The sequence below is a fragment of the Haloferax sp. s1 genome (assembly GCF_058382125.1).
Map to the genome: position 1 here is coordinate 1 of NZ_JBZRPK010000181.1, position 1,642 is coordinate 1,642.

Genomic DNA, 1,642 nt, shown 5'->3' on the forward strand with positions numbered 1-1,642 from the left:
GCGTTTGCCCCACTCGACGGCCGGTTGGACGAAGGTGTCCACGTTAGCGAGTTCGCCGTAGAGGACGCAGGCTGCTTCCATCGCGTAGAGCAGTTCGCCGAGGCCGTACTCGTCCACGCGGTCGATTTCGATGCGGACGTTCGGGCGACCGGCGGCGGCGAGGCTGGCTTCGGTCGCCTCGAACTCGGCGTCGAGAAGTTCGCCGAGCGAGGAGCCGCCGAGGTACGCGAGACCGTCGAGGTCGGTCTCGGGGATGGCCACGTCTTCGCGTTCGGTCGCGCGGACGAGCGTCACGAGTTTGTCGCGCGGCCCGGCGCGGTACAGTTGGAGTTGCGAGTGCTGGTCGGTCGCGCCGAGTGCGCGAAGCGGCGTCTGGCCGAGACCGTCCTTGCCGAGCGATTCGGCCCACAGTTGCGCGAACCACTCGGAAAACGTTTCGAGGGATTCCGCGTAGGGCATCATCGCGTTCTGGAGCATGCCGCGCTCGGCGAGGGCGTAGGAGACGGCTCCGTAGGCGTAGGCGGGCGAGTCAAACAGCGAGTCGGAGAGTTGGGCTTCCTGTGCGGCCGCGCCTTCCAGAATCGCGTCGATATCGTGGCCGCAGATTGCCGCGGCGGCGAGACCGACCGTCGAGAGCACCGAGAAACGTCCCGGCACGCCGTCGGGAACGGAAAGCGAGGGGAGGTCGTGTTTCTCGGTGAGGTCGCGGAGGTTGCCTTCCTCGCCGGTCGTGACGAAGGTTCGGTCGGCCCAGTCGACACCGGCGTCGGCCATCGCTTCTTGGACGACGAGGAAGTTGGCCAGCGTCTCGGCGGTCGTACCGGACCGGGAGACGACGTTGACGACGGTCGAAGCGAGGTCGGGCGAGGCGGGGAGTTCTTCGACCGCTTCGGGGTCGACGTTGTCGAGGTAGTAGGCGTCCACGTCGCTTTCGAGAGCGTCGGTGAGCGTGGCCGCGCCGAGGGCGCTCCCGCCGATACCGACCGTGACGACGGCGGATGGGTCGTCGAACCGGCTCACTGCGTCGCGAATCGCGTCGGGGTCGGTTCGGCTCGGGAGGTTCAGCGCCTCGTAGCCGTGTTCGCTCGCCTCGCGGCCGCGTTCGATTCGGTCGTGAGCGTCCGCGACGCGCGCGTCGAGTCGTTCGAGTGTCTCGCGGGAGACACCGTGGACCGTTGCGGTGTCGAGAACGTTCCCGAGGTCTACCTGCATACTGGATGGCGCGTCCCCCGGCGTCAAAACGACACCGGTCGCTTTAATCGCGGCCGCTTCCAAGGGGCGACCAATGGCAGACGACTACGGCGGCGTCATCGGCGCGTTTCCGTACGCGTTTCGGCACAGCGAGTCGTGGCTGTTCAAGTGCTACGTCCTCGCCGGTGCCGTCGCGACCGGTATCGTCTCGTTGCTCGTCGTCTTCGGACTCGTGGTCCTCATCGGCGCAACGGCGGGCGTTCCCGGTGGCTCGCTCACCCTCTCGCGGTCGTTCTACATCCTCGTTGGACTGTTTGTCGTCGCACCGCTCATCGCCCCGATACTGTTCCTCGCGCGGGGTCAACCCCAAATCTGAGCCGGCCGCCGGCTCGACCCTCCACTCTCGCTTTCGGGCCTCTAGTTCATCGCGTCGGTGAACCTTGGCGTCGTT

General features: G+C 66.9%; 1 protein-coding gene and 1 pseudogene. One reads left to right on the plus strand and one right to left on the minus strand.

Annotation, left to right across the window (positions count from 1 at the left end):
• Window positions 1-1,212, minus strand: a 1,212-nt coding sequence (locus tag QT222_RS01430; protein ID WP_491476069.1) for a phosphoglucose isomerase-related protein, incomplete at its 3' end; no start/stop codon positions are given.
• A gap of 73 nt (window positions 1,213-1,285) precedes the next feature.
• Here QT222_RS01430 and QT222_RS01435 point away from each other — a divergent pair.
• Window positions 1,286-1,549: pseudogene (locus QT222_RS01435) on the plus strand (DUF8056 family protein); the annotation flags it as partial.
• Window positions 1,550-1,642 lie beyond the last annotated feature (93 nt).